The sequence below is a fragment of the Sphingomonas sp. BK036 genome (assembly GCF_004216825.1).
Classification (GTDB): Bacteria; Pseudomonadota; Alphaproteobacteria; order Sphingomonadales; family Sphingomonadaceae; genus Sphingomonas.
This window is the reverse complement of the sequence record NZ_SGXR01000006.1, coordinates 454,510-478,138: the sequence shown is the minus strand read 5'-3', so window position 1 is coordinate 478,138 and position 23,629 is coordinate 454,510. Positions and strand designations below refer to the sequence as shown.

21 protein-coding genes and 1 tRNA gene are annotated in these 23,629 nt (G+C 67.2%); 9 read left to right on the top strand and 13 right to left on the bottom strand.

The genetic code is table 11. The annotated features are described in order from the left end of the window. Nucleotides 1–27: 27 nt before the first annotated feature. Nucleotides 28–102, top strand: a tRNA-Glu gene (locus EV283_RS15455). A gap of 142 nt (nucleotides 103–244) precedes the next feature. On the opposite strand, the gene EV283_RS15450 is transcribed toward EV283_RS15455, so the two are convergent. From EV283_RS15450 to EV283_RS15425, 6 genes are read right to left on the bottom strand one after another with little or no spacing between them, the layout of a single operon-like run. Beyond that, entirely contained in the window at nucleotides 245–1,096 is an 852-nt protein-coding gene (locus EV283_RS15450) for a CoA ester lyase (RefSeq protein ID WP_130326795.1), read from the bottom strand. Next, a complete protein-coding gene (locus EV283_RS15445; protein WP_130326992.1) occupies nucleotides 1,093–1,545 on the bottom strand; it encodes a MaoC family dehydratase in 453 nt (150 codons plus the stop codon). The genes EV283_RS15450 and EV283_RS15445 overlap by 4 nt, the downstream gene beginning before the upstream one ends. Then, nucleotides 1,545–3,434: a biotin carboxylase N-terminal domain-containing protein gene (locus EV283_RS15440; protein WP_130326793.1), complete on the bottom strand. Its 1,890-nt coding sequence runs from the start codon at nucleotides 3,432–3,434 to the stop codon at nucleotides 1,545–1,547. Before EV283_RS15440 ends, EV283_RS15445 begins: the two co-directional genes overlap by 1 nt. Nucleotides 3,435–3,436: 2 nt before the next feature. After that, nucleotides 3,437–3,712, bottom strand: coding sequence for a barstar family protein (locus tag EV283_RS15435; RefSeq protein ID WP_130326791.1), 276 nt, complete (start codon nucleotides 3,710–3,712; stop codon nucleotides 3,437–3,439). A 5-nt stretch (nucleotides 3,713–3,717) separates the two neighbouring features. Continuing rightward, a complete protein-coding gene (locus tag EV283_RS15430; RefSeq protein WP_130326789.1) occupies nucleotides 3,718–5,328 on the bottom strand; it encodes a carboxyl transferase domain-containing protein in 1,611 nt (536 codons plus the stop codon). Then, the gene (locus EV283_RS15425; protein ID WP_130326991.1) at nucleotides 5,328–6,500 is read right to left on the bottom strand and encodes an acyl-CoA dehydrogenase family protein; all 1,173 of its coding nucleotides are present in this window, start codon (nucleotides 6,498–6,500) and stop codon (nucleotides 5,328–5,330) included. Before EV283_RS15425 ends, EV283_RS15430 begins: the two co-directional genes overlap by 1 nt. 90 nt (nucleotides 6,501–6,590) lie before the next feature. Between EV283_RS15425 and EV283_RS15420 the strand changes: the two genes are divergently transcribed. Next, nucleotides 6,591–7,469, top strand: coding sequence for a LysR family transcriptional regulator (locus tag EV283_RS15420; protein ID WP_130326787.1), 879 nt, complete (start codon nucleotides 6,591–6,593; stop codon nucleotides 7,467–7,469). A gap of 33 nt (nucleotides 7,470–7,502) precedes the next feature. On the opposite strand, the gene EV283_RS15415 is transcribed toward EV283_RS15420, so the two are convergent. Further along, nucleotides 7,503–8,780 carry an MFS transporter gene (locus EV283_RS15415; RefSeq protein WP_130326785.1) on the bottom strand — a complete coding sequence of 426 codons (1,278 nt, stop codon included), beginning with the start codon at nucleotides 8,778–8,780 and terminating at the stop codon, nucleotides 7,503–7,505. Nucleotides 8,781–9,040: 260 nt separating this feature from the next. Between EV283_RS15415 and EV283_RS15410 the strand changes: the two genes are divergently transcribed. Beyond that, a complete protein-coding gene (locus EV283_RS15410) occupies nucleotides 9,041–10,198 on the top strand; it encodes a metallophosphoesterase (RefSeq protein WP_130326783.1) in 1,158 nt (385 codons plus the stop codon). 91 nt (nucleotides 10,199–10,289) lie between these two features. Next, on the top strand, nucleotides 10,290–11,540 hold the full coding sequence (locus EV283_RS15405; RefSeq protein WP_130326990.1) for an arsenic transporter: 1,251 nt from the start codon (nucleotides 10,290–10,292) through the stop codon (nucleotides 11,538–11,540). 48 nt (nucleotides 11,541–11,588) lie between these two features. Here EV283_RS15405 and wrbA read toward each other — a convergent pair whose 3' ends face one another. Next, nucleotides 11,589–12,191 carry an NAD(P)H:quinone oxidoreductase gene (wrbA, locus tag EV283_RS15400; RefSeq protein WP_056416931.1) on the bottom strand — a complete coding sequence of 201 codons (603 nt, stop codon included), beginning with the start codon at nucleotides 12,189–12,191 and terminating at the stop codon, nucleotides 11,589–11,591. A gap of 123 nt (nucleotides 12,192–12,314) precedes the next feature. Beyond that, complete coding sequence (locus tag EV283_RS15395; protein WP_130326781.1) at nucleotides 12,315–13,034, bottom strand: pirin family protein; 720 nt, start codon at nucleotides 13,032–13,034, stop codon at nucleotides 12,315–12,317. A gap of 120 nt (nucleotides 13,035–13,154) precedes the next feature. Here EV283_RS15395 and EV283_RS15390 point away from each other — a divergent pair, with 120 nt between their 5' ends. The 3 genes from EV283_RS15390 (at nucleotide 13,155) to EV283_RS15380 (ending at nucleotide 15,279) form a co-directional block, all read left to right on the top strand. Next, nucleotides 13,155–14,054, top strand: a complete 900-nt coding sequence (locus EV283_RS15390) for a LysR family transcriptional regulator (protein WP_130326779.1) — start codon at nucleotides 13,155–13,157, stop codon at nucleotides 14,052–14,054. A gap of 168 nt (nucleotides 14,055–14,222) precedes the next feature. After that, a complete protein-coding gene (locus EV283_RS15385) occupies nucleotides 14,223–14,402 on the top strand; it encodes a hypothetical protein (RefSeq protein WP_130326777.1) in 180 nt (59 codons plus the stop codon). A 175-nt stretch (nucleotides 14,403–14,577) separates the two neighbouring features. Then, nucleotides 14,578–15,279, top strand: coding sequence for a response regulator transcription factor CtrA (locus EV283_RS15380; RefSeq protein ID WP_056416917.1), 702 nt, complete (start codon nucleotides 14,578–14,580; stop codon nucleotides 15,277–15,279). Nucleotides 15,280–15,348: 69 nt separating this feature from the next. Here the strand turns inward: EV283_RS15380 and EV283_RS15375 are convergent, their stop codons facing one another. After that, complete coding sequence (locus EV283_RS15375; RefSeq protein ID WP_130326775.1) at nucleotides 15,349–16,776, bottom strand: phospholipase D-like domain-containing protein; 1,428 nt, start codon at nucleotides 16,774–16,776, stop codon at nucleotides 15,349–15,351. A 100-nt stretch (nucleotides 16,777–16,876) separates the two neighbouring features. Here EV283_RS15375 and dinB point away from each other — a divergent pair, with 100 nt between their 5' ends. Beyond that, nucleotides 16,877–17,959 (top strand): DNA polymerase IV, encoded by a 1,083-nt coding sequence (dinB, locus tag EV283_RS15370; RefSeq protein ID WP_130326773.1) that lies wholly within the window; start codon nucleotides 16,877–16,879, stop codon nucleotides 17,957–17,959. 25 nt (nucleotides 17,960–17,984) lie between these two features. Here dinB and EV283_RS15365 read toward each other — a convergent pair whose 3' ends face one another. From EV283_RS15365 to EV283_RS15355, 3 genes are all read right to left on the bottom strand, one after another. Then, complete coding sequence (locus tag EV283_RS15365) at nucleotides 17,985–19,868, bottom strand: CHASE4 domain-containing protein (RefSeq protein ID WP_242615997.1); 1,884 nt, start codon at nucleotides 19,866–19,868, stop codon at nucleotides 17,985–17,987. Nucleotides 19,869–19,893: 25 nt separating this feature from the next. Further along, complete coding sequence (locus tag EV283_RS15360) at nucleotides 19,894–21,795, bottom strand: GGDEF and EAL domain-containing protein (RefSeq protein ID WP_130326771.1); 1,902 nt, start codon at nucleotides 21,793–21,795, stop codon at nucleotides 19,894–19,896. A 94-nt stretch (nucleotides 21,796–21,889) separates the two neighbouring features. Further along, complete coding sequence (locus tag EV283_RS15355; RefSeq protein WP_130326769.1) at nucleotides 21,890–22,804, bottom strand: ROK family protein; 915 nt, start codon at nucleotides 22,802–22,804, stop codon at nucleotides 21,890–21,892. Nucleotides 22,805–22,993: 189 nt separating this feature from the next. Here EV283_RS15355 and EV283_RS15350 point away from each other — a divergent pair, with 189 nt between their 5' ends. After that, entirely contained in the window at nucleotides 22,994–23,602 is a 609-nt protein-coding gene (locus EV283_RS15350) for a DNA starvation/stationary phase protection protein (RefSeq protein WP_056416898.1), read from the top strand. Nucleotides 23,603–23,629 lie beyond the last annotated feature (27 nt).

Here is a 23,629-nt window from a genome sequence, read left to right as displayed (position 1 = left end):
TTCCCCTTAGTCGGCCTCCACCACGCAGGCCCCTTCGTCTAGCGGTTAGGACGCGGCCCTTTCACGGCTGAAGCACGGGTTCGATTCCCGTAGGGGTCACCATCATCGAAACCAGCGGGTTTTCATGATGGTGCAGAGTCTGCCTGCCCCCCTTAGTGCGTTGATTTTCTTCATCATCTGAACAGCGTGTGCGACCAGCCTTCAGACGTCGTACCATTCTGCTATCGGCAGGCGACGGCCGTAATCACGGTGCCTCGCCGGCCCGGTCCAGTATCGCGCGCGCCTGTTTCAGATGCGGGGCGTCCACCATCCTGCCGTCGACCTGCAACGCGCCCGCGTCCGGCTGGGCGGCGAAGGCGGCGACGATCGCGCGCGCGTGCGCGACCTGCGCGGCGTCGGGCGTGAACGCGGCGTTGATCGTCGCGACCTGCACCGGGTGGATCGCCATCATCCCCGTAAAGCCATCGCGCGCCGCACGCCGCGCATAGGCCGCCAGCCCGACGTCATCGCGAAACGCCGGATAGACCGTCTCGATCGCCGGCACCCCGGCGGCATGCGCGCCGAACAGCGCCAGCGAACGCACCATCTCATAGGGCGGGGTATAGCGGCCATCGTCCTCGCGCGACGTCGCCGCGCCGATCGCGGCGGGCAGATCCTCCGCCCCCCAGGTCAGTCCGGCAAGCCGCACGCCCGCCCAGGCATAGCTGCCGAGCTGGAAGATCGCAGCCGGCGTCTCGGTCGCGATCGGCAGGATCGGCGAGTCGATCCCCGCCGCCGCCAGCCGATCGGCGAGCAGGCGGACGCTCGCCGCGCCTTCCGCCTTTGGCAGCAAGATCGCGTCGGGTGTTAGGCCGTGCAGCGCGGCAAGGTCTGCCACACTCAGATCGGTATCAAGCGGGTTGATCCGCACGAACACCGCGACGTCGCCGCGCGCTGCCCGCAAGCGTGCCGCGACCGCCGCCCGGGCGCTATCCTTGGCGGACGCCGCCACCGAATCCTCCAGGTCGAGGATCAGCGCGTCCGCGCCGCTGGCGGCGGCCTTGTCGAACCGTTCGGGTCGGTCGCCCGGCACGAACAACAGCGATCGCAGCCTCATGCCGCCGATCGCTTGATCAGCGCGCTGCGCAGGCACTGGCACACGATCTCGTCGCGCTGGTTGTGCAGGCGGTGCGCGAAGGTGACGATCCCCGCATCGGGTCTCGACCGGCTTTCCTTGAGCGCGTGGACCTCGGTCTCGGCGCGCAGCGTGTCGCCGATGAACACGGGCTTGGGCATCACGAGCTTGTCGTAGCCCAGATTGGCGACCAGCGTCCCGAGCGTGGTGTCGCCGACCGACAGCCCGACCATCAGCGCGAAGGTGAAGGTGCCGTTGACCAGGATCTGCCCGAACTCGCTCGCGCGCGCCGCCTCGGCGTCGAGATGCAGCGGCTGCGGATTGTGCGTCATCACCGTGAACAGCAGATTGTCCGTCTCGGTCACGGTACGGCGGATCTCGTGGACGATCGTGTCGCCGACCGTCCAGTCGTCATAGAAACGCCCGGCCATCATTCGCTCTCCCTGTCGGTCGTCGCCGGCACGTCGATCGCCGCGGGCTTCTCGATCCGCGCCAGCATCGTGCCCTCGGCGACTTGAGCGCCTTCGCTCGCCTTGAGCGCCGCGACGACGCCGTCGAACGGCGCCAGCAGCGCCTGTTCCATCTTCATCGCCTCCAGCACCAGCATCCGCTGGCCCTTGGCGACCGCCTGCCCGGCTTCGACGAGCACCGCGATCACCCGGCCCGGCATCGGTGCCAGGATCGCGCCGTCGCTTTCGCCTGCGCCGGCGATATGGTCGGCGCGGCGGGGACAGAACAGCCAGGCCTCGCCGTCGAGGAACAGCACGCCGTCCGCGACGACCGCTGCCGACCCCGGCTGATCGGTGACGAGATACGGCTTGCCTGCAACCTCGACCTCGATCCGGCGCGACGCCTCGGCGTTGGCGCGGAACCCGCGCAGGCTTGTCCACGGATCGCCCGCCACATCCGGCAGGATCGCCGCCGCCGCCGCCGCGAGCACGGCCGGCGAAGGCTCGGCCGGTGGGATCAGCGTCTCGGCATGGCGTTCGATGAACCCGGTATCCACGCGCCCCGCGACGAAGTCCGGATGCGCGGCGGCACGCGCCAGGAACGCGGCGTTGGTCCTGACCGGCCAGACCTGCGTCCCGCGTGCCGCCGCCGCCAGCTTGCCCGCGGCCTCGCTCCGCGTCGCGCCGTGGACGATCAGCTTGGCGATCATCGGATCGTAATACGGCGTGACCTCACCGCCCTCCTCGACGCCGCTGTCGATACGGACGCCAGCGGGAAAGCGCAGCCGGTCGAGCGGCCCGGTCGAGGGCAGGAACCCGGTGCTCGGATTCTCGGCATAGAGCCGCGCCTCCATCGCCCAGCCCGTGATCGACAGCGCCTCCTGCGCGCACGGCAGCCGCTCGCCCGACGCGACGCGCAGCTGCCATTCGACCAGGTCCTGCCCCGTGATCGCCTCGGTCACCGGATGCTCGACCTGCAGCCGCGTGTTCATCTCCATGAACCAAATGCGGTCGGCGCGCAGGCCCTCCGATCCGTCGGCGATGAACTCGATCGTCCCCGCGCCGACATAGTCGACCGCGCGCGCGGCCTTGACCGCCGCCTCGCACACCGCCGCGCGAGTCGCCGCGTCCATGCCGGGCGCAGGCGCTTCCTCGATCACCTTCTGGTGGCGGCGTTGCAGCGAACAGTCGCGCTCGAACAGATGGACCGCGCCGCCATGCGTGTCGCCGAACACCTGCACCTCGATATGGCGCGGCGAGAGGATGTATTTCTCGATCAGCACCTGCGTGTTGCCGAACGATGCCGCGGCCTCGCGCTTGCAGCTTTCGAGCATCTCGGCGAAGTCGGCCGCCGCATCGACCTTGCGCATGCCCTTGCCGCCGCCGCCCGCCACCGCCTTGATCAGCACCGGATAGCCGATCGCGTTGGCCTCCGCCTGAAGCCGCTCGGGCGACTGGTCCGCGCCGAGATAGCCCGGCGTGACCGGCACGCCCGCGGCGATCATCCGTTGCTTGGCGGCATCCTTCAGCCCCATCGCGCGGATCGCGGCGGGCGGCGCACCGACCCAGACGAGCCCGGCGTCGATCACACGCTCGGCGAACTCGGCATTTTCCGACAGGAAGCCATAGCCCGGGTGGATCGCCGCCGCGCCGGTCGCGCGCGCAGCCTCCAGCAGGCGATCGTGCCGCAGATAGCTGTCGGTCGCGGGCGCGGTGCCGATACACACCGCCTCGTCGGCCTCGCGGACGAACGGCATGCCGGCATCGACGTCGGAATGGACTGCGATCGTGCGGATGCCCAGCCGCCGCGCGGTACGGATGATGCGACGGGCGATCTCGCCGCGATTGGCGATGAGGAGACTCTGGATCATGCTTAGCTCTCCAGGCGCAGCGCGACGGCGGCGGGGCCGCGTTCGGCGACCGCGTCCATGATGACGGTGACGATGCGATCGAACCGCGCGCCGATCGTCGCGCGCGCCGCCGCGGCGTTGACGATGTGCAGGCGGATCGGCGGCGCGACGACCGCGACGAGCAGGTCGAACAGCGCATCGAGGCTGCCGCCATACCAGTCCACGCCCGATGCCTCGCGGATCAGCGCATGGAAGGCGGCTTCGTCGGGGATCGTCGCGCCGTCGATGGTCAGGTCCATGCCGCTCACATCCGGAACAGGCCGAACTGCGCGCGCTCGGGGATCGGCGCGTTCAGCGTGGCGGCAAAAGCGAGGCCCAGGACGTCGCGCGTCTGCGCCGGGTCGATGATCCCGTCGTCCCACAGCCGCGCGGTCGCGTAATAAGGATTGCCCTCGTCCTCGTATTTCTGGCGGACCGGCGCCTTGAAGGCTTCGGCCTCTTCCGGCGTCCAGCGATCGGCGTCGCGGTGGACGGTCGCCAGCACACTCGCCGCCTGCTCGCCGCCCATCACCGAGATCCGCGCATTGGGCCAGGTGAACAGGAAGCGCGGCGAATAGGCCCGGCCGCACATGCCGTAATTGCCCGCCCCGAAGCTGCCGCCGATCAACACGGTGATCTTGGGCACCGATGCGGTCGCCACCGCGGTCACCAGCTTGGCGCCGTTCTTAGCGATCCCCTCGGCCTCGTATTTGCCGCCGACCATGAAGCCCGAGATGTTCTGGAGGAACAGCAGCGGCACGCGGCGCTGGCACGCCAGTTCGATGAAATGCGCGCCCTTCAGTGCCGATTCGGAGAACAGCACGCCGTTATTGGCGAGGATCGCGACGGGCATCCCCCAGATCCGCGCAAAGCCGCAGACCAGCGTCGTGCCGTACAGCGCCTTGAACTCGTGAAACTCGGACCCGTCGACGATCCGCCCGATCACCTCGCGCACGTCATAGGGCGCGCGGACGTCCTGCGGCACGATGCCGTACAGCTCCGCCGGATCAAGTTTCGGCGCGCGCGGCGCGGCGATCTCGATATCGACGGACTTGGGTCGGTTTAACGTCGCAACGATATCGCGGACGATCAGCAGCGCGTGCTCGTCATTCTCTGCGACATGATCGACCACGCCCGACTTGCGGCCATGCGTGTCCGCCCCGCCCAGTTCCTCGGCCGAGATCACCTCGCCCGTCGCCGCCTTCACCAGCGGCGGGCCGGCGAGGAAGATCGTGCCCTGGTTGCGGACGATCACGCTCTCGTCCGACATCGCCGGGACATAGGCGCCGCCCGCGGTGCAGCTGCCCATCACGCAGGCGATCTGCGCGATCCCCTCGGCGGACATCTGCGCCTGGTTGAAGAAGATGCGGCCGAAATGATCGCGGTCGGGAAACACCTCCGCCTGATGCGGCAGGTTGGCGCCGCCGCTGTCGACCAGATAGATGCAGGGGAGCCGGTTCTCGCGCGCGATCTCCTGCGCGCGCAGATGCTTCTTCACGGTCATCGGGAAATAGGCGCCCCCCTTCACGGTGGGATCGTTCGCGACGATCATGCACTCGCGTCCCGACACGCGGCCGATCCCTGCGATCATCCCCGCGCCGGGCGCGCCGCCCTGCCCGTCCTTGTCCAGGTACATGCCGTTCGAGGCGAGCGCGCCGATCTCGAGGAACGGCGATCCCGGATCGAGCAACCGCTCGACCCGGTCGCGCGGCAACAGCTTGCCCCGCGAAACATGGCGCGCCCGATGCTGCTCCGACCCGCCGAGTGCGGTCGTCGCGACGGTCGCGCGCAGCGACTCCGCCAGCGCCCGGTTATGCGCGGCGTTCGCGCTGAACCCCTCGGACGTCGCATCGGCCTGGGTCGTGAGCGTCGGCATTACTGGGCCTTCGGCGCATCGTGGCCGATCAGCTCGCGCCCGACCAGCATCCGCCGGACCTCGTTCGTCCCCGCACCGATATCGAGCAGCTTGGCGTCGCGCCAATAGCGCTCGACCGGCCAGTCCTTGGTATAGCCGGCGCCGCCCAGCGCCTGGATCGCCTCGTTGGCGACCTTCACCGCGTTCTCGGACGCCAGCAGGATGCACCCGGCCGCGTCGAACCGAGTCGTCTGGCCCGCATCGCAGGCTTTGGCGACCGCATAGACATAGGCGCGCGACGAATTGAGCGCGACATACATGTCCGCGACCTTCGCCTGCATCAGCTGGAACTCGCCGATCGGCCGGCCGAACTGCTTGCGCTCGCGAACATAGGGCAGCACGACGTCGAGACAGGCCTGCATGATCCCCAGCTGGATACCCGACAGCACCACGCGCTCGTAATCCAGCCCCGACATCAGCACACCGACGCCGCCGTGAAGTGGCCCCATCACCTGCGCGTCCGACACGAAGCAATCGTCGAACACCAGCTCGGCGGTCGGCGACCCCCGCATGCCGAGCTTGTCGATCTTCTGCCCGATCGAGAAGCCGGCAAAGTCCTTTTCGATCAGGAATGCGGTGATGCCCTTCGATCCGGCATCGGGGATCGTCTTGGCGTAGACGACCAGCGTATCCGCATAGGTCGCGTTGGTGATCCAGAACTTGGTGCCGTTCAGCCGCCAGCCGCCATCGACCTTGTCCGCGCGCAGCTTCATCGACACGACGTCCGACCCTGCGCCCGCTTCCGACATCGCGAGGCTGCCGACGTGATCGCCGGAGATCAGCTTGGGCAGATATTTCGCCTTCTGCTCAGCATTGCCCCAGCGGCGGATCTGGTTGACGCACAGGTTCGAATGCGCGCCATAGCTCAGCCCGATCGATGCGGACGACCGGCTGATCTCCTCGCACGCGATCAGATGCTCGAGATAGCCGAGCCCCAGGCCGCCATCGGCCTCTTCGACGGTGATGCCGTGCAGCCCCAGCGCGCCCATTTCGGGCCACAGCTCGCGCGGAAAACTGTCCTCCGCATCGACGCGCGCCGCGATCGGCTCGATCCGGTCGAGCGCGAACCGCCGAGTCGTCTCGCGGATCGTGTCGGCCATCTCGCCAAGCGCGAAATTCAGGTCTGCCATCATCATCTCCTGTCGGTCTTTTCCCGGCTGTGTACGGGATCCCCCGATCGCTGGAAAATTGAAAGATCGCGATCTACGCTATAGATAAAAGCTATGATCGAACGCTATCATCTCCGGTATTTTCTGTCGGTCATCGACACCGGCAATTTCTCCCGCGCCGCGGCCGCGTGCAACGTGTCGCAGCCTACGCTTTCCGTCGGGATCGCCAAGCTCGAAACCGCGCTGGGCCATCCGCTGTTCAACCGCACCAACCGACGCGTTGCGCTGACCGATGCGGGCGCGCGGCTGGTATCGCATGCGCGCACGATCGAGGCGACCTTCGCCGCCGCCGAGCGCGAGGTGATCGGTACGCCGACGCAGCAGACGCTGCGGCTCGGCGTGCTGGCGACGACGCCGCGCCGCTGGATCGAGGATTTCCTGCGCGAGCATCGGTCGCGCGGCGCAGGCAACCAGATCGAGATCGTCGAAGGCAAGGAGCGCGACCTTCGCGAACGGCTCGCGCGCGGCCGGATCGACGTGGCGCTGATGCTGCTGCGCGACGGCGACGATTACGCCAGCCAGCGCCTCTTCACCGAGGGGTACAGCCTCGCGCTCGGCACCGCGCACCCGCTCGCGGGTCGCGACGTGATCCGCGCGGAGGAGCTCGGCAATGATCCGATGATCGTGCGCCGCCACTGCGAATTGCTGCCCGAGACCAGCCGCTTCTTCACCACGCGCGGCGTCCGCCCGGTCTTCGCGTCGCGCACCACCAGCGACGACAAGGCGCTCAGCTATGTCCGCGCAGGACTTGGCGTCACGGTGATGCCCGATTGTTTCGGCGAGCCCGGCGTTGTCCGCGCGCATCTCGAAGGCTTCGACTTCACCCGCGACATTGGCTTGGTCTTTGCCCCGCACGCCGACCCGCAGGAGCTCGCTCAGTCACCCACGATCGCAGCGCTGGTCACCGCGATCGGCCCCGACGAGGTCGCCTGATCTGGCGCTCGTCAGGCCTGCGCGCGGATCGCCTTACTTCTTGTCCTTCGTTTCCGGCATCGCCAGCACGTACAGGCCCAACCCAAGCGCAGCGATCGTCGCTAGCGTCAGGAAGCTGGCAGTATAGCCGGCCCAGACGATGATCCCGCCCGCCAGCGTCGCCGAGAGTGCCGCACCCAGCCCCTGCGCGCTGGCCACCGCGCCCTGGCTGACGTTGAACCGCCCGGTTCCCTTGGTCAGGTCCGCGATAACGACCGGGAACAGCGCCCCGAAGATCCCCGCGCCCACGCCGTCCATCGCCTGCACGCCGACCAGCCACCACGGATTGTCCGAGACGGTGTACAGCGCACCGCGCGCCGCGAGGAAGGCGAAGGCGACCAGGAACAGCGGCTTGGTTCCCCAGCGATCGGTATTGCGCCCGACGACGATCGCAACCGGCACCATCACCAGCTGCGCCGCGACGATGCATGCTGCGGTCAGCGACGTCGCCTGATCCTTGCCCACCGTCCGCGCGAGCAACTGGCTGACCGACGTCAACATCGCCGCGTTCGCCAGATGGAACAGAAAGGCAGTAACCGCGAAGATCATCAGCGGCTTGTTCTCGAGCAGCGTCTTCCAGCCGCTCGGTTCCTCGCAGGCCTCGTCCCCGTCCTCGGGTTCGCAGTCGAGCCCGCGCGCGACTGCATTGTCGATATCGTCGTTCTTCAGCCGCGACGCGGTGATGATGCTCGCGACGGTCAGCCCGCCCATCAGCCAGAACACCACGACCGGCCCGAACTTCCACGCCAGCACGCCCGCCAGCGCCGCCGACACCGCGTTGCCCGCATGGTTGAACGCCTCGTTGCGACCGACGCGCTTGGCGAACAACTTGGGCCCGACCAGCCCGAGCGTGATCGCCGAGATGGCGGGCGCGAACACCGCGCCGGCGACCGCCGCGATCGACTGCGTGACGGCCACCGCGGTAAAGCCGCTGACGATCGGCAGCGAGATGCTGCTCAGCGTGACGAGCAAGGCGGCGATCATCACGATCCGCGGCTTGTTCTTGCCGCGGTCGATCAGGCTGCCCGCGGGCGTCTGCGAGATCAACCCGACGATCCCGGCGATCGTCAGGATCGCACCGACCGTCGCCTCGTTCCAGCCATGCGCCGGCCCGCGCACCGCGATCAGGTAGATCGCCAGATACGGCCCGAGCCCGTCGCGAACATCGGCGAGGAAGAAGTTGAGTGCATCCAGCGTCCGCGTCGGCACTTTGTCGTCGCGGCCGGTGCTAACCCCGTCGGCGTCCGCCTTGCTGTCTGTGATGGTTGCCATGGCCGGTCCCTCTCGTCGGTTGCAGTCGACCGGCGCGCATCATGGCGGGCGATGTCGGTCGAGCGCTAAAGACTTCGCAGTGGGCAAAGTTTCAGGTCGGTCCAAATATAGTTGATAGGATAATTTCCAAAGATACCGATAAGTTAAACCGAAACTGAACGAGCTCGTTAAGCCTCGTATCATGAACATTATGTCACGGAACGATTGCGGCACCTTCTCGCTTTTGAGCGATCGCTACGCTCGAGTTGAAAGCAATTATAATGGCAGGGTGCCTTACCTGGATTCACTTTGGCGACCTGCATGTCGATGAGGCAGATGGGTACGAAGGACTGTCGCGCTTTCGCGAACTCGCAGCGATTGCGCAGCACCACTTGGGCAATCCCGGTCCGGACAGCGCAAGCGGCAAGGTCGACTTCGCGTTCCTGCCGGGCGACAACGCCAATCACGGCACCGACGCGCAATATGCCGGGATTGCCGATGCGATGCGTGGCCTGACTCTGCCCTGGCATGTGCTGGCGGGCGATCATGATTTCGAGCCCGGCGACCTGACCGCGATGCGCGCCATCACGTCCCGGCTCGCCCCCTATGTGGTCACGCTCAACGGGTATCGCTGCCTGTTCCTCGACATCGTCTCGGCCGGCAAGGGCGGCCCCGATTTCCGTATCGCCCCCGACCAGCGCAGCTGGATCGAACGCGAACTGAGCGCCGCGACCGCCGCCGATCTCCGTAGCGTCGTCTTCATGCACGCCTATCCCGGCGACCTCCGCGACGATCCGGACGGGATCGCCGGATTGTTCGCCGCGCACCGCGTCGCGTTCGTCGACACCGGGCACACGCATTACAACGAGCTGCTCAACGACGGCCGCGTCGTCTATGGCGCCACCCGCTCGACCGGCCAGATCGAGGAGGGCGCGCCCGGTTTCTCGATCGTGACGCTCGACGACGGCGTCCCGAGCTGGCGCTTCCAGGCGATCGACGAGTCCTGGCCGCTCGTCCAGATCACCTCGCCCGCCGACCGCCGCCTGCTCACCGATCCGGACCGCGTCGATCATGTCCCGACCGACACCGTCGTCGTTCGCGCGAAAGTGTTCGGCCACTCCGCCCCCGCCACGCCATCCGTACGGCTCGATGACGGCGCTACTGTCCCGATGACCCGCAACGCGGCCGGTCTGTGGGAGGCCACGATCGAGAACGCCACCGACGGCCTCCACCGGCTGACCGTGTCCATCGCAAGCAGCGAGGACGTCATAGAAATCCTCGTCCGCGCCCCCCGCGCGTTCGACCGTCCGGGCCCGCCCCGACTGAAACGCAACGCCCCGACCGCACTCGGCCGCGACGTCACCGCGATCGGCGCTTGGCCCTCGCGCGGCATCGACGGCGCGCAGCGTGGCCCCAACAAGAACGGCATGGACTGGTGAGCGGAATGACGATGCGACCGACCGACTCGATCGGCGCCCCCCTGCGACGCAACGCCCCCAACCGAGCACCGCGCGCGTGACGCAGCCCGACATGGTGGCCCGGTTCGCGATCTGGGCAATTTGCGGAATCGCGACGTTCGGCGTCATCTCGCGGCCCTTCAAGCTTCCAGAAGCGGTCTGGGCGGTGCTTGGCGCGGTGGTGCTCGTCGTATTCGGCCTGCTCCCGATCAGCGACGCCTGGCGCGCGGTACTGAAGGGCGGCGACGTCTATCTCTTCCTGATCGGCATGATGCTGCTGTCCGAGGTCGCGCGGGCCGAGGGGTTGTTCGACTGGGTCGCTGTCCATGCCGTACGACTGGCCAAGGGGTCGACCAGCCGGCTGTTCGTGCTCGTGTTCGGCGTCGGCATCGTCGTGACCACCTTCCTGTCGAACGATGCGACCGCGGTCGTGCTGACGCCCGCAGTCTATGCCGCGGCGAAAAAGGCGAAGGCGGATCCGCTGCCGATGCTTTTCGCCTGCGCACTGATCGCCAACGCCGCCAGCTTTGTGCTGCCGATTTCGAACCCCGCCAATCTCGTCCTGTACGGCGGCAAGATGCCGACGCTGGGCGCATGGATGGCGTCGTTCGCGCTGCCCTCGCTGATGGCGATCGGCGTCACGTTCCTGGTGCTCCGCTGGATCGAGCGCGACCGACTTTCCGGGACTTGCGAGACTGAGGTCGAAGCGATGACGCTTCCCCGCGGCGGCCTCGTCGCACTGTGCGGGATCGTCGCCACCGCGGTGCTGCTGATCGTCGCGTCGGCGCGCGGCTATGATCTGGGACTGCCGACCTGCCTCGCCGGTATCGCGACCACCGCAGCGATCTGCATCGGCGGTCGCAAGTCGCCCGTCGAGACGATGCGGTCGGTGTCCTGGGCGGTGCTGCCGCTCGTCGCCGGGCTGTTCGTGCTGGTCGAGGCGCTGGCGAGCACCGGCGTCATCGCGATGCTCGCGCGCTGGCTGGCCGAAGGCGCCGCCGCCTCGCCGACCGCCACCGCCGGGATCGCCGGCACGATCCTCGCCTTCGGATCGAACCTGATGAATAACCTGCCGGCAGGGTTGATCGCGAGCACCACGCTCGGCCAGGCGCATGTCCCGCAGATCGTCACCGACGGGCTGTTGATCGGCGTCGACCTCGGGCCGAACCTGTCGATCACCGGCTCGCTGGCGACAATCCTGTGGCTGACCGCGATCCGTCGCGAGGGCGAGGATGTCGGGTTCTGGCGCTTTTTGAAGGTCGGCGCGGCAGTCATGCCCCCCGCGCTGTTCGCCGCATTGGGCGTGCGCCTGCTCATCGGCTGACGCGTGCAAGCGCGACGCGAGCGTTGCCGCCCGCGTCGCGCTTCGGGTTTAGGCGGCCAGCTTGGCCGCAGTCTCGGCGATCCGCTTGCCCTGATAGCGCGCACCGTCGAGCTCGTCCTTGCTCGGCTGGCGGCTGCCGTCGCCATCGGCGATCGTCGACGCGCCATAGGGCGTGCCACCCTTGACCGCATCGACACCCATCTGCGCCTGGAAGCCATAGTCGAGGCCGACGATCGTCATGCCGTGATGCAGCAGGTTGGTGATGATCGAGAACAACGTCGTTTCCTGGCCGCCATGCTGGCTCGCGGTTGCAGTGAACGCACCACCGACCTTGCCGACCAGCGCGCCCGAGAACCACTGCGCACCCGTCGTATCCCAGAACTGCGCCATCTGCGCGGGCATCCGGCCGAAGCGGGTGGGCGCGCCGACAATGATCGCGTCATAGTTCACGAGCGCGTCGGGGCCCTCGATCTCGGCATGCTTGGTGTCGGTCTTGAAATGCGCGGCCTCGACCACCGACTGCGGCGCGGTCTCGGCGACACGACGGATGTCAACCTCGGCGCCACCCGCGCGCGCACCCTCGGCGACGGCGTCCGCCATCTGCTCGATATGGCCGTAGGACGAGTAATAGAGCACGAGAACCTTGGTCATTGTCAGTCTCCTGGAAAGTCCGTCACCCCAGCGGACGCTGGGGTCTTCATGAGGCGAGTGCGGCGGCCCGAACCGGGATACCCCAGCTTTCGCTGGGGTGACGGCTAAGGTCGCCGCGCGCGTTTATTCCGAGTCTACCAGAACGATCTCAGCGTCCTCTTGAGCCGTGATCGTCACCGTCTGGCCGCCCAGCAGCGCCGCTCCGTCGCGCGCGCCAAAGGCTTCGCCGCCGATCGTGATCGCACCGGTCGCGGGCACCAGATACACATGGCGGCCATCGTCGATCGCATAGTCGACGCTGTCGCCGGCCTTCAGCGTCGCCGCCAGCACACGGGCATTCGCGCGGATCGGCAAGGCATCGGCATCCCCGTCGAACCCGCTGGCCAGCGTCACGAACTGGCCCGAACGCTCGCCCCTGGGAAACGGCTTGGCGCCCCAACTCGGCGAACCGCCCTTGCGCGATGGCTCGATCCAGATCTGGAAGATCGTCGTCGTCTCGGGCTCCAGATTATATTCCGCATGGCGGACGCCCGTACCCGCGCTCATCACCTGGACGTCGCCCGCTTCGGTACGGCCCTTGTTGCCGAGCGAATCCTGGTGCGTGATCGCGCCGCTGCGGACATAGGTAATGATCTCCATGTCCTGGTGCGGATGCGGCGGGAAGCCCGAGTTCGCGGCGATCTGGTCGTCGTTCCACACGCGGATCGCACCCCAGCCCATCCGCGAAGGATCATAATAGCTGGCGAACGAGAAATGATGCCGCGCGTTCAGCCAGCCGTGATCGGCATGGCCGAGGCTGGCAAAGGGGCGGCGGTCGATCTTGGTCATCGTCGTGGTCGTCATGAGAGGTCTCCACTGGTTGATCCCAAGATAAGCGCACCGATAGGAACGTAAATAGAAACGCTGGAAACCGATCGTTTCGGTGCTAGCGTTACGATCGTCCCAATCATCGCGGAGATCATCATGCGCCTGCCCGACCTCGAAGCCTGGGCGATCTTTGCCAGCGTGGTCGAGCACAAGTCGTTCAGCGCCGCGGCGGACGCGATCGGGCTCAGCAAGGCGACCGTGTCGAAAGCGATCACGCGGCTCGAGGCGCATCTCGGCCAGTCGCTGTTCCACCGCACCTCGCGCCGCCTTGCGCTGACCGAGGCGGGCAAGCCGCTCGCCGAGCACGCCGCGCGCATCCTTACCGAAGCGCGACTCGCCGAGGAATCCGCCAACGACGCCGCCAGCGCGCCCACCGGCCGGGTCCGGCTGGCCGCCCCAATGAGCTTCGGGGTCAAGAACGTCGCGCCGCTGCTTGCCGAATTCCTCGCCGCGCATCCCGGGATCGAGGTCGACCTGCATCTGTCCGATGCACGCGTCGATATCGTCGCCGAGGGGTTCGACATCGCGCTGCGCATCGCCGAGCTGCCCGACAGCTCGCTGCGCGCGCGCCGGCTCTGCACGATCCGCACGCATATCGTCGCCGCCCCGCGCTATCTCGAGGTCAATGGCACGCCGACGCATCCCGCGCAGCTCGGCGAGCACAAGCTGTTCGGCTATTCCAACGTCGTCGGCCCCTGGCGCTTCCACGGCCCGGGCGGTGCGGAGGTTTCGGTTCGCGTGCACGGCCCGCTGACCGCCAATAGCGGCGAGGCAATCATGCCTGCGCTGGTCGCCGGGCTCGGTATCGCCCGGCTGCCGGATTTCATCATCGAGACATGTCTTGCGAGCGGCGCGCTCACGACGATCCTGTGCGACTGGGCGCCCGCGCCGATCGGCCTGCACCTGCTCACGCCGCCGAGCCCGCTTCGCCCCGCGCGAGTCGAGGCGCTGATCGAGTTCCTCACGCGACGCCTCCGCGATCCGCTTCCGGCCTGACGCGCGTGGCGCATGTTTCGCACCCGCCCAACCTCGTCCTAACGCGCCAGCGACTCGGCTCGGCGTCGCAAGCGCATCCCTGGGACACGAGGCACCGTTCCTGTTGCCGCTTCAACCCGGCGTCGTCTCACGACGTCCTGCACGCAACTGCCAACGATCGAGATCATCTTGTCCCCTACCGTTACCGCCGCCGACTGCGATCGGCTGGCCGATGCCGAGCTTAACGCCGCCGCCGCCGCCGAAACGCTGGATCAGCGCCGCGCGCATCTCGACCGGGCTTCGGTCTATGCGACCCGCAGCGAGAGGATTCGCCGCAAGCTCAGCCAGCAACCTGCGCGAAGCCATTGACCTCGCCGCAGTCTTTCCCGACGCCCGGTCATGGTCTGCGGTCTACCGCGTCGGTCATCGCCGGCGAGCCTTAGTTCGAAATTAACCTTTTGCCTTCAGAAGTTGTGTGGTTAATGAATCGAAGTCGAGCTGCAGACATGGGGTGTCGAGCGGTCTCGCGACAAGGGGACGACGCATGCGGGTGCTGCTGATCGAGGACGAGCCGACCACGGCGAAGGCTATCGACTTGATGCTGACGACCGAGGGGTTCAACGTCTACATCACCGATCTCGGAGAAGAAGGCCTCGATCTGGGCAAGCTGTATGATTACGACATCATCCTGCTCGATCTGAACCTGCCCGACATGCACGGCTATGACGTGCTCAAGCGCCTCCGGGTCGCGCGGGTCTCGACGCCGGTGCTGATCCTGTCGGGCGTCAACGAGATGGATTCGAAGGTGCGCAGCTTCGGCTTCGGTGCCGACGATTACGTCACCAAGCCGTTCCACCGCGAGGAACTCGTCGCGCGCATCCACGCCGTTGTCCGCCGCTCGAAGGGGCACAGCCAGTCGGTCATCCGCACAGGCAAGCTCGCGGTCAATCTCGACGCGAAGACGGTCGAGGTCGATGGCAGCCGCGTCCACCTGACCGGCAAGGAATATGCGATGCTCGAGCTGCTGTCGCTCCGCAAGGGCACGACGCTCACCAAGGAAATGTTTCTCAACCACCTCTATGGCGGGATGGACGAGCCCGAACTGAAAATCATCGACGTGTTCATCTGCAAGCTGCGCAAGAAGCTCAGCCTGGCATGCGATGGTGAGAATTACATCGAGACCGTCTGGGGTCGCGGCTATGTGCTGCGCGAGCCCGACGAGGCACTCGAAGCCCAGGTCGCGTAACTCCCCAGTCTTTTGGGAGCGCTAAAGGCCGCGGTACCGGGGGGTGCCGCGGCCTTTTGCGTTCGCGGCCTACTTCTTTCGCCGCAGTCGCCGGAACAGCCCGCGCTTGTCGAGCGACTCGAACATCTCCTCGGGCCCCTCGGGATCGAGCACTTCGTTGTCGGCCAGCCATTCCTCGACCGACGTCAGGTCGGGCACCTCATAGGGTTGCACCGTCTTGCCCTCGCCACGCAGCCGCTCGATCGTCTTGATCAGCGAGCCCGTCTCGGCGATCAGGTCGCTCACCACCTGCTGCTCGACGCCCAGATGCTCGGCGATCAGCCCGTCGCGGATCGCGGTGATCGCCGCCGACGTGGCATCGTCGGTCGAACGGATCGCGAGGTCGCATTCGGTATCGAGCCGCAACGAGCGGTTGTTCATGTTCGACGAGCCCAGCCGGAACACGTCGTCATCGGCGATCAGGATCTTGGCATGGCAATAGATCGCCTCGCCGCCCTTCGTGAACGGATGATACATGCGCAGCCGGTTGTGCGTGTCGCGCCGGTGCAGCGCCTCCATCAGCCGCGCGCGCGCGGTATCCATCGCGATCGGCTCGAGCCAGCCTTGCGCGGTCGTCGGGTTGATGATGACGATCTCGGGGCCATCCGCCTCGTCGAGCCGCTTGGCGACCGCCTCGGCGATTTTGCGCGACGCGAAATACTGGCTCTCGATGTACAGATGCTTCTTCGCCCGCGCGATCTGGCCGAGGAACAGTGCCTCGCTCTCGTACACGGGCTCCTGATCGGACATTTCGGGTTCGCTGCGTGCGATCGCGACGTCGACATCATGGAAATCGACCTCCAGCCCATCCGGCCAGAACGTCCCGCCCGGCTGTCCGGCCGCCATCTTCTTGCCGCCCGCCAGATGCCAGCGCCGCCGGAACAGCTCGCCCAGCGCATGCGCGACGGGACCCTGTACCGCGCTGATCGCGTCGTGCCACGGCTTGTACGGCTTGCCCGATGGCTGGATACGGTGCGGATCGTCGTCGCGGTGATCGCGCGTGTCCCAGCGGTCGCCGGTCATGTCGATCCCGCCACAGAACGCCAGCGCATCGTCGATGATCACGATCTTCTGGTGATGCGACGCCGCGGTTGGATGATGCCCGTCGAGCTTGGTGTGGATGCGCTTGTGCTTCATCCATTTCATCATCGTGAAGATCGTCGAGCCGCGGAACAGTGACTTGATCGCGCCGGTATCCCAGCGCAGCACGAACACCTCCAGATCGGGTTCGCGCTCGACCAGCCACAGCATGAAGTCGCCGAGCTTCTTGGGTTCGCCGGGGCGGTCGACGCCGGGCTCGAGCTCGATGCGCGCATCGAAATCCCACCCGATCAGCAGGATGCGGCGTTTGGCGCCCATCATCGCGACTCGCGCGGTACGGAAATACTTCTCCGCATCGACGATCACCGCCATCTGTTCGGCGCGTTCGACCCGCCAGCATTCCTTACCGACCTGCATTCGCGTCCCTTTATTTACCCGTCGGCAGTACCCACAGCCGCGCGATTGGTTGCGGATGCACCCTGTATCGCCGCCGCCCGCACGCCTATCTAGGGCGCTGATGCTTCCTCCTACCCAGCCTCCCGCCCAGCGCAAGGTGATCCATGTCGACATGGATGCCTTCTATGCCTCGGTCGAGCAGCGCGATGACCCGTCGCTCAGGGGCAGGCCTGTGGCGGTCGGCGGGTCGCGCGCGCGCGGCGTCGTCGCAGCCGCGAGCTACGAGGCGCGCGCGTTCGGGGTGCGCAGCGCGATGCCGTCGGTCACCGCGATTCGCCGCTGCCCCGACCTGGTCTTCGTCCCCCCGCGCTTTGACGTCTACCGCGAGGTGTCCGACCGGATCCGCGCGATCTTCGCCGACTATACCGACCTGATCGAGCCGCTGTCGCTCGACGAAGCCTATCTCGACGTCACCGAGGATATTCGCGGGCTAGGCACCGCCGCTGCGATCGCCGAGGAGATCCGCGCGCGCATCAAGGCGGATACTGGGCTGACCGCATCGGCGGGCGTCAGCTACAACAAGTTCATCGCCAAGCTCGCCTCGGACCAGAACAAGCCCGACGGGATCTGCATCATCACGCCGAAGCGCGGCGCGGCGTTCGTCCAGTCGCTGCCCGTCAAGCGCTTCCACGGCGTCGGGCCGGTGACCGCGCAGAAGATGGAGCGGCTCGGCATCCTCACCGGCGCGGACCTGTTCGGCCGCAGCCTCGCCTTCCTCCAGGCGCATTTCGGCAGTTATGCCGACTATCTCTACCGCGCCGCGCGCGGGATCGACGACCGCCCGGTGCGCGTCAACCGCGCGGCCAAGTCGGTCGGCGCGGAACGCACGTTCGAGACCAATCTCAGCACCGCCGAGGATCTTCGCGCCGCGCTGCACCGCGTGGCGGATGCGGCCTGGGTGCGAATCGAACGACACGGCACGCGCGGCCGGACGGTCACGCTGAAGTTGCGCCACGCCGATTTCCGCACGATCACGCGGGCCCGCTCGTCGCAGGCGGCGGTCACCGACAAGACGGCGTTCCTCGCGGCGGGGCTCGACCTGCTGATGGCGCAATTGCCCGTGCCCGACGGCGTACGCCTGCTCGGGCTGACGCTGTCGGGGATCATGGGCGACGAGGACGAGGTACAGCCGAGCCTGTTGTGACGGCCGCCGTCCGAACCCGGTCGAGCTACGCCGCCTTCGACATCGTCGCATCCGCCGCATCCAGCGTCAGCGTCGCGACCGCGCCAAGTCCCGGGCCATCGCTCTCCAGTCGCAGCGCGCCGCGCATCGCCGCCATCGAATTGGCGCACCAGTGCAACCCCAGCCCGCCCGACTTGTGCGCCCGGGTCGAGAAGCCGCGCTGGAACAGCAGCGCCCCGGCCTCGGGGGAAAAGCCCTCGCCATCGTCGCGAATCGCGACGGTAACCCGGCCCTGCGCCCGGGTGATCGTCGCCACGATCGATCCGCTGCCCGTCCCGCGCGCGACGATCGATTCGACCGCGTTGCCGAAGAGATTGCCGATCACCTGGCTCAGGATCACCCGGCTCGCCATCACCGGGCTCGGCCCGGCGGGAAAGCTGAACGCGATCGAAGCGTCCAGCGCATAGCGCGCGATCGTCGCGTTGCGCGCGATGATGTCGCTGACGTCGCACACCTCCAGCGCGGGGCGTTCGTGCGCGGCGCGCTGCTGCTGGCCGATGATCTCCAGCACGTCCGCCATCGCTTCGCGACCGACGACCATCTCGCGGCGCATGGCATCGCGATCCGCGCTCTCGGCCTCGACCGCGGCGGCGACGAACGCGGCGAGCTTGCGCCGACGCGCATCGGCTAGATCACCCTGCGCCAGTTCGGCGATCGCGCGATCGATCGTCGTCCGGTCGATCGCGGCGGACTGCGCGATGCCCTGGCTCAGGATCGTACTGATCGGGTTCAGCGCGTTGCGGACATTGTGCATGACCGCGACCGCGCTCTCGCTCCGTCCCAGGTCGAACGACTGCGCCTCGATCTGCTCGCGCAGATCCTTCAGCTGGCGCAGCATCGCGTTGAAGCTCCGCCCGAGCGAGCCGATCTCGTCGCGCCGCCCGTCCTCGTCCAGCAAGGTCAGCGATCCCGATACGCGGACCCGCTGCATATGGCTCTCGACGCGGTGGAGGGGGCGGAGGACTAGGCGCGTGATCATTCGTCTGAGCATCACCAGCACCAGCAGCAACAGCAACGTCGACCCCGCCACCGCGAGCAGCAGCACGCGGCGCCCCAGCAGCGAAACGTCGCGCGGAATCTTGAACCGCGCGCTGGCAACCGCATGGCCATCGGCGCCGATCAGCGGCACGACGAGAGTCAGCTTGGACGCCCCCGCGGTGACCGCGACGCCGTCGCCCTGTGCGGCGGTGTCGATCCGCGCGCCGGCCGGAAGCAGCGTCGCGAGCTGCTGCGGCGTGATCACGCGCGCCATCAGGACATAGCCGCGCGGGATGCCGCTGCCGTCCGACCGCCGGACTCGCGCCACCCCGATCGCCGCGACCCTATCGCCGATGCGGGCGTAGAACCGCCCCGAGCTGCGCCGCCCGAGCACCGCGGCAAGATCGGTCCGCGCGATCATCGCGGTCAGCCGCGCGCGCTGAACACTACCCTGCGCGCCGCGGACCGGATCGTGCCAGCGGGCGATCACTACCCGGCTCGCAGGGCTGACATAGGCCATGCCGTTGATCCCGAGATCGGTCATCGTACGCGGCAACGGTGACGCACGATCCGGCCCTGCGTCAGGGTCGGCCATATAGGCGTAGCTCGCGTTCCAGTCGCCATAGTCGCGCACCGCGCTCTCGACGCCGGCAGCATAGTCGGACAGCGCGGTGCGCGCGCGCCCGACATGCCCGGCGATCGCCTTGCCCTCCAGCTTGGTGAAGCTTGGCGTGATGATCCCCGCGAGCAGCAGCGTGATCGCGATCGTCGCGACCAGCCCGACCGCGGTCATGATCGCCACCAGCTTGGCGCCGAGCGACGAGCGTGTCCGCATCCGTCCAAACTGCCGCCCGAGGATGGGCGGCAGCCGGCCCATCCCGGCCGACGGCATCAGCCGTGCATTCCTACTCGCGCCATCAGCTGCGCATACCGAACGTCTGGCGGATCCGGTGATCGTCGGTGGAGACGTCGTCGCTGCCGCTGACGGTGCCCTTGCGCGCCATCTCGAGCGCGCGTTCGGCGTTTACCGGACGCGAGAAGAAATAACCCTGCATGTGGCTCGCGCCCGCAAGGCGCAGCGCCTGGACCTGCGCCTCGGTCTCGACGCCTTCCGCGATCACGCCCAGGCCGAGCGCCCGGCCCAGGTGGATGATCGAATGGACGATCGCCGCGCTCTCGCGCTCGCGGCCCATGCCGTCGATGAACGACTTGTCGATCTTGAGGCAGTCGAGCGCGAACTTGCGGATATTGTACAGGCTCGAATAGCCGGTGCCGAAATCGTCAAGCGCGATCCGGAAGCCCATCTGGCGCAGCTTGTACAAAGTCTCGGCAGCGCGTTCGGCATCGTCGAAAATCGCGGTCTCGGTGATCTCGATCTGCAATCGCGCCGGCGCGATTCCTGCGCGCTGGACGCTTTCCATGATGTGGCCAACGAAATTGTGCCGGCGGAACTGGCGCGGGGAGAAGTTCACCGAGACATATTGCCCCGGCCATTGCTGCAGCACGTCGAGCGCCTGGCCAAGCACCCAGTCGCCAAGCTCGTGGATCAGGTTCGATTCCTCGGCGATCGGAATGAAGGTCGCCGGGCTCATCAGCCCATATTCCTGCGTGTTCCAGCGCACCAGCGCCTCGAACCCGACCACGTCGATCGCATCGCGCGACACGATCGGCTGATAGGCGAGGCTCAGCTCGCCCTTGGCGATCGCCTGGCTCAGGCCCGATTCGACCCGGCGGCGAAAGCGGATGCCCTCGTCCATGCTCTCGTCGAACACGCGCACGATACCCCGTCCGCCGCGCTTGGCATCGTTCAGCGCAAGGTCGGACCGGCGCATCACGTCGACCGGGTCGCGGCCCTGCCCGCCGGGCGTCACGACCAGCCCGGCCGAAGCGCCGCCCTGCACCGAGCTGCCGAACACCTGCAGGCTGACCGAGCACGCCGCCACGATCAGCTCGCACGCCATCACCGCCGCCGCCTCGCCCGCGGTTTCGAACAGCACCCCGAACTCGTCGCCGCCAAGCCGCGCGACGAGCGCGCCATCGGGCGTCGACCGGTTGAGGATCGCGCAGATCTCGCGGATCAGCGCGTCGCCGGCGAGATGCCCGAGCGTGTCGTTGACCAGCTTGAACCGGTCGAGATCGATCATCACCGTCGCAAACAGCCCGTCATCGCGAGTCCGCGCCGCCAACGCGCGCAGGAAGGCGAGCCGGTTGGGCGCGTCGGTCAGCGAATCGTGAGTCGCCATGTGCAGCGCGCGGCTTTCGTTCGCCGCCAGCTCGGCCGCCTGCTCCTCGAGCTGCACGACCTGCGCCGCCAGCAGGTTGCGCGCGGTCGCCAGGTCGCAGTCATTGCGCCAGCGCTGCGCGAGCGCGGTCGCGGTCTGCAGGATCTCGGCGACCTCGAACGGCTTGGCGATGTAGAAGATCTTGTCGGCGGGGCCTGCGACCTTGCTGATCTTGACCGGCGAGAAATCGGAGAAACCAGTGACGATCACGATGTTGACGTCGGGATCGAGCGCGCGGATCCGCTTGGCGGTTTCGCGGCCGTCGATCCCCGGCGGCATCCGTACGTCGATGAACGCGACCGCGAACGGATCCGCATCGGCCAGCGCCTGCTCGACCGCGGCGATCGCCTCGAGCCCCTGCTCGCAATAGGTCAGCGCGAACGCGGGCGCGTCGGCGACGCTATTGCCCGGATCGTCGCCGAACAGCTCGGCGGCCATAGCGTCCAGTGCGGATCCGTCGCTCGATCGCGGCCCGGCGAAGCTGCGCCGGTAGCTGTCGTGCATCGGCGGCTCGTCGTCCACGATCAGAATACGCATTCGAACACCGCTCCCCGGGGGAGGCACGACCGTCGCCGTCCAGCGATGGCTTACGTGCCCTTAGTTCTCGCAATCATGTGTTAGTGAGATACGGTTAAGACGCCGTAAACGATGTTTCGATTTGCTGGCCAAGTGCCTGTCCGCCCAGCACTATCGCCCCCAGCGGCCCGGCATTGTTGCCCAGCGCCGGCGGCACGATGAACGTGTCGGTCAGCGCCACCTCGGGCAGCGTGATATAGCCGCCCAGGCTGCGCGTCATCGCTGCCCGCACGCGCGGAAACAAATGCGACGCGCCCATCACGCCGCCGCCCATCACGATCCGCCGCGGGATGCCCGTCAGCACCAGCGTGTGGCACAGCTGTCCCAGCGCGTCGGCGACGGAATCCCATACCGGATGGTCGGCGGGTGCCTCGTCCGCGGGATGGCCGATCCGCGCGGCGATCGCCGGGCCGGCGACCAGCCCCTCGATGCACGCGCCGTGGAACGGGCAGTTGCCGATCCAGTCGTCGCCGTGGAACCGGGCGGGGCGGATATGGCCCAGCTCGGAATGAGTCAGCCCGTCGACCGGGCGGTTGTTCGCGATCATCCCCGCGCCGACGCCGGTGCCGACGGTGACATAGGCGATGTCGGGCAGGCCCTTTGCCGCTCCCCAGAACGCCTCGGCGAGCGCTGCGCCGACGACGTCGCTATGGAAGCCGGTCGGCACGCCGTAGCGCCGCTGCAACCGGCCCGCGATATCGGTGCCCGCCCAGCCCGGCTTGGGGGTCGAGGTGATATGGCCATAATCGGCCGCGTGGCGATCGATCGAGACCGGACCGAAGCTTGCGATGCCGATCGCGACGAACCCGCTCCACCGGTCGAGCACCGCCTCGATCGCGGCGAGCGTCTCGTCGGGGCGGGTCGTCGGGATACGCACGGTTTCCTCGATCTGATCGGGCCCGCGCGCAAGAATACAGATGCATTTTGTCCCGCCGAGTTCGATCCCTGCGACCAGAGGTGCTTCCGTCATCCCAAACTCCCAACATTTTGCGCCCGCCCGCTTCCTTTGCCCGTGGCCTCCCGTCAAGAGGGACGCGCGGCGCGCTCGCGTTGCGAGGCGGGTCTGGCCACTCACAGTAAACGATGATTTCGTCTGCCGTCGATTTGCCCGATCGTGCGTTATGCCTGTCGAGTTCATCCAAACAGACAGGAATTTGCGATGGCAAAGAAGCCCACCAAACCCACCGATCTCGCCGGCGCCGTCTCGGCCGAGGCACAGCCGCAGTACAAGGTCGAGTATCGCGAGATCCAGCCCTACGGCACGCTCAAGCGCCTGCCGATCGCGCTCGAGGACAATGCCCGCGCGCAGAGCGTGGCGACGCTGAACCAGGTCCTCGCGGATACGATGACGCTTCGCGACATGTACAAGAAGCATCATTGGCAGATGTCGGGTGCGACCTTCTATCAACTCCATTTGCTGCTCGACAAGCATTACGAGGAGCAGGCTGCCCTCGTGGATCTTGTCGCAGAACGCATCATGGCCCTAGGCGGCATCTCAATCGCAATGTCGCACGACGTTGCCGAAATGACGACGATCCCCCGTCCGCCCAAGGGCCGCGAGGACGTACCGACGCAGCTCGCGCGGCTGCTCGAAGCGCATGAGATCATCCTGCGGCAGGCTCATGAAGGTGCCGAAGCCGCCGACGAGTCGGGCGATGACGGCACGAATGACCTGCTGGTGAGCAACATCATCCGCACGCACGAGCCGCAGGTCTGGTTCCTGGCCGAGCACCTTGCCGCCACCGAACTGGTCCGCGACGACAAGTAACGGGCACTACCCCGCATCCCCTCAATT